The sequence below is a fragment of the Streptomyces sp. E2N166 genome, from assembly GCF_003671715.1.
Taxonomy (GTDB): domain Bacteria; phylum Actinomycetota; class Actinomycetes; order Streptomycetales; family Streptomycetaceae; genus Streptomyces; species Streptomyces thinghirensis.
The window spans coordinates 35,138-50,823 of sequence record NZ_RAIF01000027.1; the positions used below are offsets into that span (position 1 = coordinate 35,138).

The 15,686-nt window shown below is 72.4% G+C and carries 13 protein-coding genes and 1 pseudogene; 8 read left to right on the forward strand and 6 right to left on the reverse strand.

The features are described from left to right. Positions 1–15: 15 nt before the first annotated feature. A complete protein-coding gene (locus EBH09_RS20625; RefSeq protein ID WP_121748668.1) occupies positions 16–474 on the forward strand; it encodes a hypothetical protein in 459 nt (152 codons plus the stop codon). Positions 475–522: 48 nt separating this feature from the next. Further along, positions 523–2,736: a trypsin-like serine protease gene (locus EBH09_RS20630; RefSeq protein ID WP_121748473.1), complete on the forward strand. Its 2,214-nt coding sequence runs from the start codon at positions 523–525 to the stop codon at positions 2,734–2,736. A 78-nt stretch (positions 2,737–2,814) separates the two neighbouring features. Here the strand turns inward: EBH09_RS20630 and EBH09_RS20635 are convergent, their stop codons facing one another. The 3 genes from EBH09_RS20635 to EBH09_RS20645 all read right to left on the reverse strand — a co-directional run bounded on the left by EBH09_RS20635 (position 2,815) and on the right by EBH09_RS20645 (position 6,158). Continuing rightward, entirely contained in the window at positions 2,815–4,191 is a 1,377-nt protein-coding gene (locus tag EBH09_RS20635; RefSeq protein ID WP_121748474.1) for a DUF2637 domain-containing protein, read from the reverse strand. Between the two features lie 89 nt (positions 4,192–4,280). Next, positions 4,281–5,153: a DUF3558 family protein gene (locus EBH09_RS20640; protein ID WP_121748475.1), complete on the reverse strand. Its 873-nt coding sequence runs from the start codon at positions 5,151–5,153 to the stop codon at positions 4,281–4,283. 132 nt (positions 5,154–5,285) lie between these two features. Next, the gene (locus tag EBH09_RS20645; RefSeq protein WP_193776442.1) at positions 5,286–6,158 is read right to left on the reverse strand and encodes a DUF3558 domain-containing protein; all 873 of its coding nucleotides are present in this window, start codon (positions 6,156–6,158) and stop codon (positions 5,286–5,288) included. Positions 6,159–6,362: 204 nt separating this feature from the next. On the opposite strand from EBH09_RS20645, the gene EBH09_RS20650 reads away from it, so the two are divergent. Further along, a complete protein-coding gene (locus tag EBH09_RS20650; RefSeq protein WP_121748477.1) occupies positions 6,363–7,556 on the forward strand; it encodes an RtcB family protein in 1,194 nt (397 codons plus the stop codon). Positions 7,557–7,577: 21 nt separating this feature from the next. Here the strand turns inward: EBH09_RS20650 and EBH09_RS20655 are convergent, their stop codons facing one another. Together EBH09_RS20655 and EBH09_RS20660 are read right to left on the reverse strand one after the other, a co-directional pair. Further along, positions 7,578–8,357: an SDR family NAD(P)-dependent oxidoreductase gene (locus EBH09_RS20655; protein ID WP_121748478.1), complete on the reverse strand. Its 780-nt coding sequence runs from the start codon at positions 8,355–8,357 to the stop codon at positions 7,578–7,580. Positions 8,358–8,419: 62 nt separating this feature from the next. After that, positions 8,420–8,751 (reverse strand): annotated as a pseudogene (locus EBH09_RS20660) (YnfA family protein). 132 nt (positions 8,752–8,883) lie between these two features. Here EBH09_RS20660 and EBH09_RS20665 point away from each other — a divergent pair. The 4 genes from EBH09_RS20665 to EBH09_RS20680 all read left to right on the forward strand — a co-directional run bounded on the left by EBH09_RS20665 (position 8,884) and on the right by EBH09_RS20680 (position 12,873). Then, positions 8,884–9,984, forward strand: a complete 1,101-nt coding sequence (locus EBH09_RS20665) for an LLM class flavin-dependent oxidoreductase (RefSeq protein ID WP_121748479.1) — start codon at positions 8,884–8,886, stop codon at positions 9,982–9,984. Then, positions 9,981–10,619 carry a CE1759 family FMN reductase gene (locus EBH09_RS20670; RefSeq protein ID WP_121748480.1) on the forward strand — a complete coding sequence of 213 codons (639 nt, stop codon included), beginning with the start codon at positions 9,981–9,983 and terminating at the stop codon, positions 10,617–10,619. The genes EBH09_RS20665 and EBH09_RS20670 overlap by 4 nt, the downstream gene beginning before the upstream one ends. A 61-nt stretch (positions 10,620–10,680) precedes the next feature. Then, positions 10,681–11,442: a response regulator transcription factor gene (locus tag EBH09_RS20675; RefSeq protein WP_121748481.1), complete on the forward strand. Its 762-nt coding sequence runs from the start codon at positions 10,681–10,683 to the stop codon at positions 11,440–11,442. Continuing rightward, positions 11,443–12,873, forward strand: a complete 1,431-nt coding sequence (locus tag EBH09_RS20680) for a HAMP domain-containing sensor histidine kinase (RefSeq protein WP_121748482.1) — start codon at positions 11,443–11,445, stop codon at positions 12,871–12,873. Positions 12,874–13,039: 166 nt separating this feature from the next. On the opposite strand, the gene EBH09_RS20685 is transcribed toward EBH09_RS20680, so the two are convergent. Continuing rightward, positions 13,040–14,488, reverse strand: a complete 1,449-nt coding sequence (locus EBH09_RS20685; protein WP_121748483.1) for a macro domain-containing protein — start codon at positions 14,486–14,488, stop codon at positions 13,040–13,042. Between the two features lie 224 nt (positions 14,489–14,712). On the opposite strand from EBH09_RS20685, the gene EBH09_RS20690 reads away from it, so the two are divergent. Continuing rightward, positions 14,713–15,555: a macro domain-containing protein gene (locus EBH09_RS20690; RefSeq protein ID WP_121748484.1), complete on the forward strand. Its 843-nt coding sequence runs from the start codon at positions 14,713–14,715 to the stop codon at positions 15,553–15,555. The last annotated feature ends 131 nt before the right edge of the window (positions 15,556–15,686 follow it).

Sequence of the window (15,686 nt, forward strand, 5' to 3'; positions counted from 1 at the left end):
GCCGCGGCGGGCGCGCTGGCCTGGCTCGTCGCCGCGGGCGGCGCGGGGGCATCCGAAGACGGGAACACCGCCTCGACACAGGCGGTCGCCGAAGAGGCACCGGGGTACGCCGTCGAGAACTTCGCCTATCCGCAGGCGGACAAGGTCCTGGAGGAGGAGGGCATCCTCCTCAAGCGCGGCGACGGCCACATCGTCCTCGCCGAGTGCGTTCCCGGCACCGGCCAGCTGGAGGTCTACTCCCGGCAGGCGTCGAGTGTCTGCTTCGAGGTCACCGGCGCCAGCGGCTGGCTGACGATGGAGATTCCGTCGGTCTACGGCGTAAAGGCGAACGAGTACGAGACCGAAGTCGACATGACCGTCGGTGACGAGGAGAAGTCCTTCGACGTCCCCGCCAACTCCTGGAAGGCAGTGGGCGAGAGCGCCGACGAACAGGGGCGCCCGCACATGCTGGTGGAGATTAGGACCTCCAAGTAGCGACCAGCTGACCGAAACTGCCGGATCTGCCACCAAGGAACTGAACACATGTCGCATACCAGACCCGTGCGCCTCGCCGCACTGGCCGCCTCGCTGATCGCCGGGCCGATCGCGCTGACCGCGGTACCCGCCGCCGCCGTGACGGGCCCCGCCGTTCCCGACTCCGACACCACTCGCGCCTACGCCGCCCAGGTCATCGTCGGCGACCACGAACGCGGCTGCTCCGGCGTGCTGGTCGACACCGAATGGCTGCTCACCGCGGCCAGTTGCTTCGCCGAGAACCCCGCCGAGAGCCTTACGGTGCCCTCCGGGAAGCCCGCGCTGAAGACCACCGCCACCATCGGCCGCTCGAACCTCACCGGCACCGGCGGCGCGGTCCGCGACATCGTGGAACTCGTGCCCCGCACCGACCGCGACGTGGTGCTGGCGCGGCTGAGCCGCCCGGTCACCGGCGTAGCCCCGATCGGTCTGGCCGCCACCGCGCCGACCGCGGGTGAGGAGCTGACGCTCGCCGGATACGGCCGCTCCAAGACCGAGTGGGCACCACTCAACCTGCACACCGGCACCTTCTCGGTCGACGCGGCCGACGCCACCACGGCCACGGTCACCGGCCAGGACGGCGTCGCCGTCTGCATGGGCGACACCGGCGGACCCCTGGTGCGCACGGTGAACGGAACCCCGCAACTGGTCGCCCTCGGCAGCCGCTCGTACCAGGGCGGCTGCTTCGGCATCGACGAGACCGAGACCCGCACCGGCGGAGTCGTCGCCCGCGTCGACGACCTGGCTGCCTGGGTGCGGTCCAAGACCGGCGCCAACCGCATCACCGACTTCAACTGCGACGGCGCCGAGGACATAGCCGTCGCCGACCCGCAGGCCACCGTCGGCGGCGACGCCAAGGCGGGCCTGGTCCGGATCGTGTACGGCGGGGGCAAGGGCACCGCCGAGATCTCCCAGGACCTCGGCTGGGTGGGCGGCGGCTCGGAGGCCAACGACCAGTTCGGCGAGGCCATCGCCACCGTCGACTACGACCAGGACGGTTGCACCGACCTGCTGGTCGGCACCCCCCGCGAGGACCTCGGCAGCGCCGTCGACGCCGGAATGGTCGACCTCCTGCACGGCGCTCCCGGCGGCCTGGGCGCGGGAGCGACCAAGGACACCAACTTCCAGCAGGCCACCGGCAACGGCTCCATCTCCGCCTCGACCCCCGAGACCGGCGACCTCATGGGCGCGGCCCTCGCCGCCGGCACCTCGGCCGCGGGCGAGCCCTTCCTGGTGATCGGCACGCCCGGTGAGGGCCTCAGTGGCGCCGCCAAGGCGGGCCAGGCGTTCTACGTGAGCCGCGGCACCAACGTCTCCGTCCACCAGGACAAGCTGGACGTGCCCGGGGCCGTGCAGGCGAACGACGGCTTCGGCGCCTCCGTCGCGGCCGACGCCAACCACATCGCGATCGGTGCCCCGGACGAGAGCATCAACGGCGACAACACCGCCGGCAACCTGGTGGTCTTCTCCCACGAACTGAACTCCGAGAAGCGGCCCACCCCGCTCTTCGGCCTCGACCAGGACCTGGACACGGTCTCCGGCGGCGCCGAGGTCGGAGACCGCTTCGGCGCGGCCCTGGCCCTCGCCCCCTACCGCGCCTCGGGCTCGGCGACCGCCGACGGGTCGATCCTCGCGGTCGGCACGCCGGGTGAGGCCCTGAACGTGGAGGGCGTGAGCAAGGCGGAGACCGGCGCGGTCCTCACCTTCCGCGTCGCCGCGTCCGGCTCCTACACCCAGCTCAACGGCCTCTCCTCGGGCACCGGCACCGACGACGTCTCCGGCACCTCCGAGGCCGGCGACCACTTCGGCACCACTCTCACGGCCATCAACACCGCACCGCGGGAGGTCAGCACCGAGGCGACCATGAAGCTGGCCGTGGGCATCCCGGACGAGGCACTCGGTTCGGTGCCGAAGGCCGGCGCCGTGCACATCTTCTCGCTGCTGGGCTCGCCCGGCGCCAACGACAAGTGGGTGGAGGCGGGCGACGGCGACGGCATCCCCGGGGCCCCCGGAGCCGACCAGCGGCTCGGTTCCAGCATCCACTTCACCGGCACCCACCTGTACGTCGGCATGCCGTACGGCCCGACCAGCACCGGAGCCCTCCACGCTCTGCCGATGTCCAACGTGACCCTCGGCGAGCCCACCGCACCGGTCACCGTGTACCGGCCCGGACAGGGCGGCCTCCCGCCGGCCGGCACCGCCTTCGGCTACGCGGCCCGCTAGTACCCCGCTAGTACCACGGCACCACGAAGGGGCGTCCGGTGATCCCACCGGGCGCCCCTTCGCCGTGCTCACCGCCGGTCAGGCGATGTGCTCGTCCTCCAGCTCCGCGCTGTGGCGGTTGGTGAAACGGCTCACCAGCCGCTTGGCCTCCGGATCGGCGAGCGGCGTACCGAACGTCGCCTCCACGTTGTCACCGAACTCCCGGGGCGTCGGGTAGCTGCCGTTGATCGACTGCTTGAACACCTGGTAGTAGGCGTCCTCGTCCGGGCCCTGCGGCTCAGGCGTGCCACCGCCCTCCCCCAGCTCGCGGGTGCGGTGGGGGCCGACCGGTATGGGGAAGCTGCCGGTGTCCTCCGGGGAGGGCTCCCGCGCGGGGGGCTCCTCCTCGAACTGCTGCCGGTACTGCTCGGCCTGCCGCTGTTCCGCTTCCCACTGGGCGTACTGGTCCGGGTCGTAGGCGGGGTCGTAGTCGCCGTGGTACTCGACGGACTGCGGGTCCCGGGCGTGCAGCCACGGGTTCTGGTTCGGGTCCATCGCGGGGTTCTGGCCCGCCGTCGGGTTCTGCCCCAACGTGGCGTTCGGGTCCACCGCGGGGTTCTGGCCCGCCGCGGCCTGTTCCCGCACCGGCTCCGGCTCCCGGCCACCGACCAGCTCGGGGCGCTGCTCACCGGCGGGCTCCGCCTTCCGCAGGGAGGGCGCCGTCCCGTGGGCCCCTCTTCCGTCCGGGAGCGCCTCGGCCTGCGGCGCCGGCGGCAACAGCGCCGGCTCGATGCCCGCCGCCGCCAGCCCCGCCGGGGCCGTCTGCGCCAACGGCACTCCGTAGCGGGCCAGGCGCAGCGGCATCAGCGACTCGACGGGGGCCTTGCGGCGCCAGCCGCGCCCGAACCGCGAACGCAGCCGGGCCTGGTAGACCAGACGCTCCTGCTCCAGCTTGATCACCTGCTCGTAGGAGCGCAGCTCCCACAGCTTCATCCGGCGCCACAGCAGGAAGGTCGGCCCCGGCGAGAGCAGCCAGCGCGTGAGGCGGACCCCCTCCATGTGCTTGTCGGCGGTGATGTCGGCGATCCGGCCGATCGCGTGCCGGGCGGCCTCGACGGACACCACGAACAGGATCGGGATCACCCCGTGCATGCCCACACCCAGCGGGTCCGGCCACGCCGCCGCGCCGTTGAACGCGATCGTCGCCGCCGTCAGCAGCCAGGCCGTCTGCCGCAGCAGCGGGAAGGGGATGCGGATCCAGGTCAGCAGCAGGTCCAGGGCCAGCAGCACGCAGATGCCCGCGTCGATGCCGATCGGGAAGACGTAGCTGAAGTTCCCGAAGCCCTTCTGCAGGGCCAGTTCCCGCACCGCCGCGTAGGAACCCGCGAAGCCGATCCCGGCGATGATGACGGCACCGAAGACGACCATGCCGATGAGGACGCGATGCGTCCGTGTCAGCTCCAGTGGCGCGGCCACCCGTACTCCCCTCCCAGTGCGTGTTGTTGCGCGCAACAGAGTGGCACATGTGTGCGGGGGACGGGTGGCCGGTGGGTCGATACGGCCTGTCAGCTGGTCTTCGACGACGACTTCGAGTCCGACGGCGACTTGGACGCCGACTTGGACGGCGACGACGAGGTGCCCGGCTTGCCGCCGTCGGTGTCGGCGGTGTTGGCCTTCGTCACCGCGGCCACCGCCTCCTTGGCCGCCTTCTGCGCGTCCTTGACCAGGTCGTCGGCGTCCGGCGTCTTGTCGCCGGCCAGGCCCGCACCGTTGTAGTCGACGGTGACGACGACGTTCTCGACGCGCGCCACGACCGTCTGCTGCTTGAAGGTGCCTTCCTTCTTCTTCAGGTCGTAGCGCACCACCGACGCCTCGTCGCCCGTGCCGCTCACCGGCGCGGTCTTCACGCTCTTCGCACCCTGCGCGGACTGGGCGTCCCGCAGCTGCTTCGTGTAGTAGTCGCGCGCCAGCTTGTCGCCCTCGCCGCGGGCCGCGTCCGACTCGAAGCGCAGCATCGACACGCTCAGCCAGCGGAACTGAGAGCCGTCCACACCGTTGTCGTCCAGGCTGTCCCAGGAGCAACTGGCGCGCGTCGCCGTGTCGTTGGACGCGCCCTCCTTGCCGGAATCGGCCTTCGGCGCCAAGTCCTCCAGCGTCTTCTTCGACAGCACGGAACACGGCTCCGGCAGCTTTCCGTACGCCGCCGCCCGCACCGTCGGGGACGGGCTCGCCGGCTTGGACGCGGCCGTCTTGTCCGCGGCCTTGTCCTTGCCGTCGTCGGAGCCGGAGTCCGAGGAGCAGCCGGCTGCCACCAGCATCACGGGGACGGCGGCCGCACCGACAAAGGCGCGGCGGAGTCGCTTCGCTCTCCCCCACTGCCTGGACGGCGTGGGAGGTACCCCCAGGTCTCGCTGGTCACGCTGGGCTCGTCGCTGCATGGTTCCTTCACTCATGGCACTCGTGGTTCCTGCGGTCGGAACGGGTCCGAGGAGCCACCGTACGCGGTGGGAAAACCGCACGACCCTGCTTCAGGTGCATCGCGCGCGGACGCGAGGGAGCCCGAGCCGGGCTCAGCCGCTCAGTGAATCCGCCAGCTGGGAAGCCAGTTTCCGCGCCATGTCCTGCATTTCCTCGCTGTCCGGCACGACTCCGAGAGTCGCCGACTGCTCCGCGTACTCGATGGTCACCACGACGTTCGACGTGCGGAACGCCACAGTCACCGTGCGCCGCTTCGCCGTCGAACCGGAGCTGCTCAGCTCGTCGTCCACGAACGCCTCGTCACCCAGATCGTCGAGGAGCCGGGGCTGGAGCTCGGCGGGCGTGGCACCGGCGGACGCGCTCGACGAGGGGGCGGTGGACGACGCGGAGCCGGAGGCCGAGGCGGAGGGCGTGCCGGGCGACGCGGTGGCGGACGGCGCCCCGGACTCCGGTGCGGAACCGGACGCGGACTCCGAACCCGATGCCGACTCCGACCCCGACTCCGAGACGACCGGTTCGGGGAGGTCGGCCGCCTCCACCTGCCGGGCGAAGAGCGTCTCCGCCTCGCTGTCGTCGCTCACGGAGTTGTCGTACGCCACCACCCGCTCGAAGTCCACGAAGAGGTGGTTGGTGGCGTCCGCCGAATCCACCTTCCAACGGCAGCCGACCTTGCGGTCGGTGTCGTACGCGAGGGTCGCCTCGCCCGCGTACGCCTTCTTCCGCTGCGCCTCGTCCGCGATCTCCTCGAGGCCGGGCAGCAGCGAGCCGAGCGCCTTGTCGCCGACCGCGCGGCAGGGCTCCGGGAGGGTGCGGTACTTGCCGGGCTCGGCCGCCTCGGTCGCGACACCGGGCTGCCCCGGGTTCGAGTCGTCCGCCCTGGCGCCGTCGCCCGAGCCGCCGGTGCAGCCGGCCAGCAGCGCCGCCATGAGGGCGGCGACGCCGGGTACGTAGGCCTTCCGCTGCACGGTGCGGCTCCTCTCGCCGGTGTGGCTGTGGTCGGTACTCCAGTGTCCCCGCTGGTTATTCGCTTGCCGCACGGGGGCGTCCCCTGCAGACAATGTGTATCGCACGCGCTGCCGTGAACGCCGGTCGGTTGTCCCTTTGACTGTCCTTGGCGCCGGTTTTGCGCTTTGAGACTTCTGTTTGTTTTCCGGGGGAATGAGGACGATATGTCGTACGTGGAGATGCCGGGCGCGAAGGTGCCGATCCGGATGTGGGCCGACCCGGCGACGGTCGAGGAGGGCGCGCTCCAGCAGCTGCGCAACGTCGCGACCCTGCCGTGGATCAAGGGCCTCGCCGTCATGCCGGACGTGCACTACGGCAAGGGCGCGACGGTCGGGTCCGTGATCGCGATGCGGGGTGCCGTGTGCCCGGCGGCGGTGGGGGTCGACATCGGCTGCGGAATGTCGGCGGTGAAGACGTCCCTGACGGCGAACGACCTGCCGGGCGACCTCTCGCGGCTGCGCTCGAAGATCGAGCAGGCGATTCCGGTGGGTCGGGGGATGCATGACAGTCCCGTCGAGCCGGGGCGGTTCCACGGGCTGGCGACGGCGGGGTGGGACGACTTCTGGGGGCGGTTCGACGGAGTGGCGGAAGGGGTTCGGTTCCGGCGGGAGCGGGCTGGGAAGCAGATGGGAACGCTCGGAAGCGGCAACCACTTTGTCGAGGTCTGCACGGATACGACTGGTTCTGTGTGGCTGATGCTCCACTCCGGTTCCCGCAACATCGGCAAGGAACTCGCCGAGCATCACATCGGCATCGCCCAGAAGCTCCCGCACAACCAGGGCCTGATCGACCGCGACCTCGCGGTGTTCGTCGCGGACACCCCGCAGATGGCGGCGTACCGCAACGACCTGTTCTGGGCGCAGGAGTACGCCAAGTACAACCGCACCATCATGATGGCGCTCCTGAAGGACGTGGTCCGCAAGGAGTTCAAGAAGGCCAGGCCGGTCTTCGAGCCGGAGATCAGCGCACACCACAACTACGTCGCCGAGGAGCGGTACGAGGGTGTGGACCTGCTGGTGACCCGCAAGGGCGCGATCCGCGCGGGTTCCGGGGACTACGGGATCATCCCCGGTTCCATGGGCACGGGTTCGTACATCGTCAAGGGCCTCGGAAACGCGAAGTCCTTCAACTCCGCCTCCCACGGCGCCGGTCGGCGCATGAGCCGGAACGCGGCCAAGCGGCGCTTCTCGACCAAGGACCTGGAGGAGCAGACGCGGGGCGTGGAGTGCCGCAAGGACTCGGGCGTCGTGGACGAGATCCCGGGCGCCTACAAGCCGATCGAGCAGGTCATCGACCAGCAGCGCGACCTCGTGGAGGTCGTGGCGAAGCTCAAGCAGGTCGTCTGCGTGAAGGGCTGACGCCGGGGGCGCCGTCCGGCGTCAGCCTTCCCGGTGGACCTTCGTGTTCGATGCCTGGGCGCGGGGGCGGACGACCAGGAGGTCGATGTTGACGTGGGCGGGGCGGGTGACCGCCCACGTGATGGTGTCGGCCACGTCGTCGGCGGTCAGGGGGTCGGTCACGCCCTGGTAGACCTTGGCGGCCTTGTCCTGGTCGCCGCCGAAGCGGGTCAGGGCGAACTCGTCGGTCTTGACCATGCCCGGCGCGATCTCGACGACGCGGACCGGGCGGCCGACGATCTCCAGGCGGAGGGTCTCGGCGAGGACGTGTTCGGCGTGCTTGGCGGCGACGTAGCCCCCGCCGCCCTCGTAGGCGGCGAAGCCCGCGGTCGAGGAGACGACGACGATCGTGCCGTCGCCGCTCGCCTCCAGCTTGGGGAGCAGGGCCTGGGTGAGGTTGAGGGTGCCGAGGACGTTCGTCTCGTACATGCGGCGCCAGTCGTCCGGGTCGCCGGTGGCCACCGGGTCGGCGCCGAGCGCGCCGCCCGCGTTGTTGACCAGGACACCGACCGTCTTGAACGCGGTCGCGAACTCGTCGACCGCCGCGCGGTCGGTGACGTCCAGGGGGTACGCCGTCGCCTTGTGGCCGGCCGCCTGGATCTCCTCCGCCAGCGCCTCGACGCGGTCCTTGCGGCGGGCGGTGAGGACGACGCGGTAGCCGGCCGCGGCGAGCTGCCGGGCCGTGGCGGCGCCGATGCCGCTGCTCGCACCGGTGACGACGGCGATGCGGGAGGCGGCGGACGGGGCGGCTGCGGGGGCCATGGGCTGCTCCTCGGTCGGTGTTGCCGGTCCTGGTCGGTGCTACCGGTCGCCGCCCAGCGTAGTCAGCCGCCGTTGCGCGGTGCCCACATGATCACGGTCATCCCGGCCAGGCAGATCAGCGCGCCCGGCACGTCCCGGCGGTCGGGGCGGTGGCCGTCGGCGAGCATGCCCCACAGGATCGAGCCGGCCACGAAGATCCCGCCGTACGCGGCGAGGGCGCGGCCGAGGCGGGCGTCGGGCTGGAAGGCGGCGACGAAGCCGTACGCGCCGAGGGCGAGGACGCCGCCGGTGCCCACAGCCGGCCGCGCTGTTCGCGTACGCCCTGCCGGACCAGCCAGGCGCCGCCGATCTCGAAGAGGGCGGCGACGACGAAGAGGGCGGCGGAGCGGAGCACGGGCGTGAGGGCAACCTCGCACGGCGAGGGCGGGGCGGCGCACGGGGGCCGGAGGCGTGGCCGGAATAACGTCCGGGGGCCAGTCGTTGGCGGGTATAGTTGAACCGTCAACAACTCGGAGGTTGAGCGACCATGCAGTTCGGCATCTTCACCGTCGGCGACGTCACGCCCGACCCGACCACGGGCCGTACGCCGACCGAGCGTGAGCGCATCAAGGCCATGGTCGCCATCGCGCTGAAGGCCGAGGAGGTGGGGCTCGACGTCTTCGCGACCGGCGAGCACCACAACCCGCCCTTCGTGCCGTCGTCGCCGACCACCATGCTCGGCTACATCGCGGCACGCACCGAGCGGCTGGTTCTGTCCACCTCCACCACCCTCATCACCACCAACGACCCGGTGAAGATCGCCGAGGACTTCGCGATGCTCCAGCACCTGGCCGACGGCCGGGTGGACCTGATGATGGGGCGCGGCAACACCGGCCCGGTGTATCCGTGGTTCGGCAAGGACATCCGCGAGGGCATCAACCTCGCCGTCGAGAACTACGCCCTGCTGCACCGCCTGTGGCGCGAGGACGTCGTGAACTGGGAGGGGAAGTTCCGTACGCCGCTCCAGGGCTTCACGTCCACGCCCCGGCCGCTGGACGGGGTCGCGCCGTTCGTCTGGCACGGGTCCATCCGCTCGCCGGAGATCGCCGAGCAGGCCGCGTACTACGGCGACGGCTTCTTCCACAACAACATCTTCTGGCCCGCCGACCACACCAAGCGCATGGTCGAGCTCTACCGGGCCCGCTACGCCCACTACGGGCACGGCACCCCCGAGCAGGCGATCGTCGGCCTCGGCGGGCAGGTGTTCATGCGGAGGAACAGCCAGGAGGCGGTGCGCGAGTTCCGGCCCTACTTCGACGTCGCCCCGGTCTACGGGCACGGGCCGTCGCTGGAGGACTTCACCGAGCAGACCCCGCTCACCGTCGGCTCGCCGCAGCAGGTGATCGAGAAGACGCTCGCCTTCCGCGACTACGCCGGTGACTACCAGCGCCAGCTGTTCCTGATGGACCACGCCGGGCTGCCCCTGAAGACCGTGCTGGAGCAGCTCGACCTGCTCGGCGAGGAGGTCGTGCCGGTGCTGCGCGAGGAGTTCGCCAAGGACCGCCCGGCGAACGTGCCGGACGCGCCGACCCACGCGTCCCTGCTGGCCACCCGCAAGGACAAGGCCGAGGAAGGAGTACGGGCATGAAGCTCGTCGTCGTCTCCGCGGGACTGAGCGTCCCGTCGTCCACCCGGCTGCTGGCCGACCGGCTGGCCAGCTCGACCGCCGGCCGGGCGTCGGCGGAGGTCCAGGTGGTCGAGGTGCGCGACCTCGCCGTGGAGATCGCGCACACCTTCACCAACGGGTTCCCGGGGCGGAATCTGTCCGCCGCCTTCGACGCGGTGGCGGCGGCCGACGGCCTGGTCGTCGTCACGCCGGTGTTCTCGGCCTCGTACAGCGGGCTGTTCAAGTCGTTCATCGACGCGCTGAGCGTGACCGACGAGGACGCCCTCGCCGGGAAGCCCGTGCTGATCGGCGCGACCGGTGGCACGGCCCGGCACTCCCTGGTCCTGGACCACGCCCTGCGTCCGCTCTTCGCCTACCTCAAGGCCGTCGTCGTCCCGACGGGCGTCTACGCCGCCTCGGAGGACTGGGGCGCCGAGGGTCTGGACGGGCGGATCGAGCGGGCTGCGGGGGAGTTGGCGGGGCTGATGGCCGGGTTGTCGGGCGGGGCGACGGGCGAACTGTCGGCGGCCCCGGAACCGGCCCGGGAACCGGCGGGCGACGCCTTCGAGGTCGTGCCCTTCGAGGAGCGGCTAGCCGCGCTGCGGCCCGCCGGGTGAGATCTCGGTAAGAAGCCCGGCCGGCCGGTCACCGGGCCCCTGGCCTTGGCAGACTGGACGCGTGCCCCGGACTGTTCTGCTCGCCGAAGACGACCGCGCTATCCGGCACGCCCTGGAGCGCGCCCTCACCCTGGAGGGCTACCGGGTCACCGCGGTCGCCGACGGCACCGAGGCGCTGGCGCGGGCCCACAGCGGCCGGCCGGACGTGCTGGTGCTGGACGTGATGATGCCGGGCATCGACGGCCTCCAGGTCTGCCGGGAGCTGCGTGCCGAGGGCGATGCCACGCCGATCCTGATGCTGACGGCGCTGGTGGAGACGGCCGACCGAATCGCGGGCCTGGACGCGGGCGCCGACGACTACGTGGTGAAGCCCTTCGACGTGGAGGAGGTCTTCGCCCGCCTGCGCGCCCTGCTGCGCCGCACCGACCGTGAGGAGGCGGGCACTCCGAACGCCGCCTCCACCTCCGCCATCTCCACCTCCACCTCCGCCCCCGCCGACGCGCCGGAGGAGCCGGACCCCGCCCGCTGCCTGGAGGCGGCCGGGCTGCGCATGGACCCGCGAGCCCGCCGTGCCTGGCGGGGCGGGCGCGAGCTGGAGCTGACCCGTACCGAGTTCGAGCTGCTGGAGCTGCTGGTCCGCAACGCCGGCATCGTGCTCGACCACTCCACGATCTACGACCGTATCTGGGGCTACGACTTCGGTCCCGGCTCCAAGAACCTCGCCGTCTACGTCGGCTACCTGCGCCGCAAGCTCGACCAGCCGGGCGCGCCGCAGCTGATCCAGACCGTGCGAGGCGTGGGTTACGTGCTGCGGGAGGACTGAGTGGGTCCCTCCCCGCTCGGGCGCCGGCCCCGGCTGCTGTCGCTGCGGACGACGTTCGCGGTGTCCTTCGCGACGGTCACCGCCGTGGTCACGGTCCTCGTCGGCGTGCTGTCGTACAACGCCGCGGCCCGGCTGGTCCGGGTGGACCAGGAGTCCGTCTTCGCGCAGGTCGTGCAGGACCTGCGGGCCGAGGTGCGCGAGCGGCGGTTGTCGCCCGGCGACTTCTCCTCCTCCGCGCCCGGCCACGACATCGTGCGCCCGGCCCGTACGGACGTGCAGGTGCTCGGGCCGGACGGCGAGGTGTCCGACCCGGCCGGTCCGCCGCTTCCGGTCACCGACGCCGACCGGCGGACCGCGCACGCCGCCGTGGCCGGGCGGACGGTCCAGCACGAGGACGTCGGGGTCGGGCGCGACGTCTTCCGCGTCGCGACCGTGTCGCTGGGCGGTGGCCGGGGCGCGGTGCAGGTGGCGCAGGAGTTCAGCGACACCGAGGACCTGCTGCGGGCGCTGCAGCGGCGGACGCTGCTGCTGATGGCCGCTGTGGTGACGGCCGCCGGGCTGTTCGGCTGGTGGCTGGCGCGGCGCATGACCCGGCGGCTGGTGCTCCTGACCTCCGCCGCCGAGGACGTGGCCCGCACCCGTCGGCTGGGCGTCCAGGTGCCGGTCACCGGGCCCGACGAGGTGGGCCGCCTCGGCCGCGCCATCGACCTGATGCTGGTCCGCCTCGCCCAGTCGGAGGAGGACCAGCGGCGCCTGGTCCAGGACGCGGGGCACGAGCTGCGTACGCCGCTCACCTCACTGCGGACCAACATCTCGCTGCTGCGCCGGATCGACGAGCTGCCGTCCGGCGCCCGCCAGGAACTGGTCGCGGATCTGGGCCAGGAGGCCCGCGAGCTGACCGACCTGGTCAACGAACTGGTCGAGCTGGCGGCCGGGCAGTCCGCCGGGGAGCCTCCGCAGCGGGTCGACCTGGCGCGGGTCGCGCGCGACGTGGCGAGCCTGGCCCGGCGCCGCACCGGGCGGGAGATCGGCGTGAGCGTCCGCGGTGAGACGGTGACGGAAGGCCGGCCCGCGATGCTGACCCGTGCGCTGTCCAACCTGGTGGAGAACGCCGCGAAGTTCGACCCGGGCGGCACCGGGCCCATCGAGGTCGCCGTCGCCGGGCCCGCCCTGGAGGGCCCGATCCGCGTCGAGGTCCGCGACCGCGGTCCGGGCATCGCCGAAGCCGACCTGACCCGGGTCTTCGACCGCTTCTTCCGCACCGCCGACGCCCGTTCGCGGCCCGGTTCCGGCCTCGGCCTGTCCATCGTGCGGGAGGTGGCGCTGGCGCACGGGGGAGCGCCGTTCGCCTTCCGGCGGGACGGGGGCGGGTCGGTGATCGGGTTCACGGTGAGTGGAGGGGGCGCGGAGGAGGAGGACCGGTGGGCGTGACGGCGACGGGCGTGCGTGACGGCGACGGGCGTGCGTGAGGGTGACGGGCGTGCGTGGCGTCCCGTCGGCCCCGTGACGGGAACGGAAGCGGGCCGGAAGCGGTTCGGAAGCGGTGTGCGGCTGGCACCGGAAGCAGGGCCGCTGATGCCCTGGGGGTATGACGACGTCACCAGCGGCCCTGCGCGCCTCCGTCGCCGCCGCCCGCGCTGCCGGGGCCGGTACCGGTGTCGGCACCGGCCCCGGCGCCGCTCGCGGTGCTCACGCCGGTGCCGCCGTGCCGCGAGGTGCGCAGGAACGTGCCGAGCGCGGACAGGTCGGTCCGCTCCAGGTCCGCCGGGCGGATCACGATGCGCAGTTCCGGCGCTGTCGTCGGCTCCCGGCGGCAGTGGGCGGTGAAGCTCTCCACGATCATGAGCAGCAGCTGGGTGCGGTCGAGTTCCACGACCCGTGCCAGTCCGGAGCCGATCAGCGGGATCGCGACCGGCTTGTACATGCCGTACCGGGCGACGGCCGGCCAGAGGGCGTCCAGACTCGCCCGGAGTTCGGCCGGTGCGGAGCGGGCGACGAGGTCGTTGCCGAGCCGGGAGTAGGCCACGGCGAAGACCCGGCGGCCGTCCACCGGCAGGGGGACGGTGGTGCCGAGGGGGTAGCGGACGCGGCGGCCGCGGGGCTTGTCCTGGATCCGTTCCGTACGCAGCGGGGTGAACGCCTTCAGCCCGGCCTGGAGCCGGTCGTCCAGCAGCTTGCGCTCGCCGCCGAACAGCCGCTCCACCAGCTGCCCCTGCACGCTCTCCCGGCTGATCACCAGGTCCCGCTCGGTGGCGGTGTCGAAGGTGTCGGTGAACCCGACCACCAGATTGGCGTCCCCCTGGTCGAACAGGTCGCCGCGCACCACCACGAGGTCCCCCGCGCCGGGGAACGGCTGCCGCAGCAGTTCCTGCCCGTGCCGCTCCCGCAGCCGGTCCCGCAGGGAACCGAGCAGCTCGGCGACGTCCCGGTCGTCCGGCCGTTCCCGGGCCATCCGTTCGGCGACCGGCAGGGCGAGGTCGTGCCGGCCCAGGTCCACGCGGCTGCGGATCAGCTGGCGGCGGGCCGTCTCGCGCAGTGCGGTGAGCCGGCGGATCAGCGGCAGCGCGAACTCCTCGTCGGCCACTTCGGCCAGCGGGCGGCCGCGGACGAGGCCGAGCGCCGCCGCGAGCCGGTCGGCGGCCGACGCGGGGGGCGCGAGCAGCCCGGAGTTGACCAGGTCGGTGAACTCCGAGCAGTCCAGCTCGTCGGGCGCGAGCACCAGCCGGTACGCGGTCTCGGGCGCCGGGGCGGCCAGCAGCTGCTCGGTGCGCAGCACCCGGGCGCCGTCACCGTTCTGGGCGGGGTCGAGGGCGCGGCGCAGTTCGAGGACGCGCTTCTGCACGTCGTTGCGGTGGCGCCCGGTCTGGTGCGGCTGTTCACCGGCGACCGCCCACACGTCCCGGTGCAGCCGGCGTACGGGCACGGGCTCGCCCTCCGCGGCCACCAGGCGGACCAGCAGCCGTGTGGTCAGCGGGGTCAACCGGACGGGCGCGCCGTCGACTTCGAGTTCTGCCGGTCCCAGGACGCTCACACGGATGCGCGCCATACAAGTGGTCTCCACTCGCTTCACTCTCTCCCGCCGAGCGGTGGCGGGGGAGGTTTCGGCAGCGTATCAATCGTCCGATTGGGGGAGTTGTGGATTCGGTCGGTTCGCGTGGGGCCGGTCCGGTCGTACGTCGTCCGTCGCGGCGGAGCGCCCGGCTGAGCCCCGGAGGGCGGGGGAGCCGGGGCGGCCGTCGCGGGCTGTTCGGCGGGGCGCGGACCCGGCGGGTGTTCGCCGGCAGTGTGATGGCCGCCTTCGGCGGGGTGTCGGCGGTCGTCCAGTTCGTCGGGCAGGTGTGGCCCGCGGCCATCCCCGCCCCGGCTCCGGTGACGGCGGCGTCGGCGCTGCTGTGCCTGGCCTGGGGAGTGCTGCGCAGCCGGCCTACGGTGGCGGTGCGCCAGGAGTTCCGGCGGCCGCAGATGGCGGTGGCGGTCGGCCCCGGCGATCTCTTCGACGAGTCCGCCCACCTTGTCGTCGGGTTCTGCGACACGTTCGACACCGACGTCCGCGACGGCGTCGTCATCAGCGGCGCCAGCGTGCAGGGACAACTGCTGGAGCGCCGGTACGACGGTGACGCGCGGCGGCTGGACGACGAGCTCGACGCGGCTCTGCGCACGGCCGTGCCGGTCGCCCGGGAGTCCCGGGAGGACAAGCCGTACGGCAAGCTCGGCCGCTACCCGGTCGGCACGGTGGCGGTGCTCGGCAGCCGGCCGCGGCTGGTCTTCGGGGTCGCCTACAGCCGGCTCGGCAACGACTGCGTGGCGCGGTCCAGCACGGAGGAACTGTGGCTCAGCCTCAGCCGGGTGTGGGACGCCGTCTACCGGCACGGTCAGCTGGACTGCGTGGCCGTGCCGTTGATCGGTTCGGGGCTGTCCCGGCTGCACGGGCTCGACGAGGAGAGTCTGCTGCGCCTGATCCTGCTCTCCTTCATCACCCACTCCCGGGAGCGGGTGATCTGCCGCGAGCTGCGGGTCGTACTGCGCCCAGCCGAGCTGGAACGGGTCGATCTGACGGAGGTCGCGGCGTTCCTCGGGGTGCTGGCGGCGGCGGATTCCGGCGGCGCGGGGTAGGAGCGGGGGCCGGCCTGTGCGGCGCGGCGGCCCCCGGGTGGGGCAGCAACCCGCTGTGCGGCAGTCGGGTCCCTGGCTGGGGCAGCAGTCCCCTGGGGGTGGGACAGCAGGTTTCCCGGCTTAGGACAGCG

Coding starts and splice junctions, on each gene's coding strand:
- EBH09_RS20685 (WP_121748483.1), bottom strand. CDS start 14,488: ATGGCGCGCATCCGTGTGAGCGTCCTGGGACCGGCAGAACTCGAAGTC.
- EBH09_RS20630 (WP_121748473.1), top strand. CDS start 523: ATGTCGCATACCAGACCCGTGCGCCTCGCCGCACTGGCCGCCTCGCTG.
- EBH09_RS20665 (WP_121748479.1), top strand. CDS start 8,884: ATGCAGTTCGGCATCTTCACCGTCGGCGACGTCACGCCCGACCCGACC.
- EBH09_RS20670 (WP_121748480.1), top strand. CDS start 9,981: ATGAAGCTCGTCGTCGTCTCCGCGGGACTGAGCGTCCCGTCGTCCACC.
- EBH09_RS20655 (WP_121748478.1), bottom strand. CDS start 8,357: ATGGCCCCCGCAGCCGCCCCGTCCGCCGCCTCCCGCATCGCCGTCGTC.
- EBH09_RS20650 (WP_121748477.1), top strand. CDS start 6,363: ATGTCGTACGTGGAGATGCCGGGCGCGAAGGTGCCGATCCGGATGTGG.
- EBH09_RS20640 (WP_121748475.1), bottom strand. CDS start 5,153: ATGCAGCGACGAGCCCAGCGTGACCAGCGAGACCTGGGGGTACCTCCC.